The organism is Achromobacter sp. SIMBA_011 (genome assembly GCF_046535435.1).
In the GTDB taxonomy this organism is placed as follows: domain Bacteria; phylum Pseudomonadota; class Gammaproteobacteria; order Burkholderiales; family Burkholderiaceae_B; genus Achromobacter; species Achromobacter dolens.
This window is the reverse complement of record NZ_JAWRWN010000154.1, coordinates 1-343: the sequence shown is the minus strand read 5'-3', so window position 1 is coordinate 343 and position 343 is coordinate 1. Positions and strand designations below refer to the sequence as shown.

The 343-nt window shown below is 68.8% G+C and carries 1 protein-coding gene; it reads right to left on the bottom strand.

The window, feature by feature from the left end:
• Positions 1-317, bottom strand: a 317-nt coding sequence (locus SB816_RS30340) for a CoA-binding protein (RefSeq protein WP_410548034.1), incomplete at its 3' end; no start/stop codon positions are given.
• Positions 318-343: the final 26 nt, after the last annotated feature.

The window sequence follows — 343 nt, the reverse complement described above, 5'->3', positions numbered from 1 at the left end:
TCGGTGCGCGCTTCGCCGACGATCACCGCAACGCGCGTGCCGAGTTCGCCGAGCTTGCGCACGATGCCGGCCCATGTGGCAGGCGGCGTGCAGATCACGGCGACCGATGGCGGCGCGGGCAGGCGGTCGACATCGGCCACCACCACATGCCCGTTCAGTTCGCGGTACTTCGGATTGACGGGCCACACGGGCCCGTCGAACGCACCGTCGAGCACGCGCGCCCACACCATCGCACCGATACTGCCGGCGCGCGACGATGCACCGACGACGGCGACGGACCTGGGCTGGAACAATGCATCGAGATGGCGGACGGTCACATCGGCTCCCTGCGGTAACGAAAGAC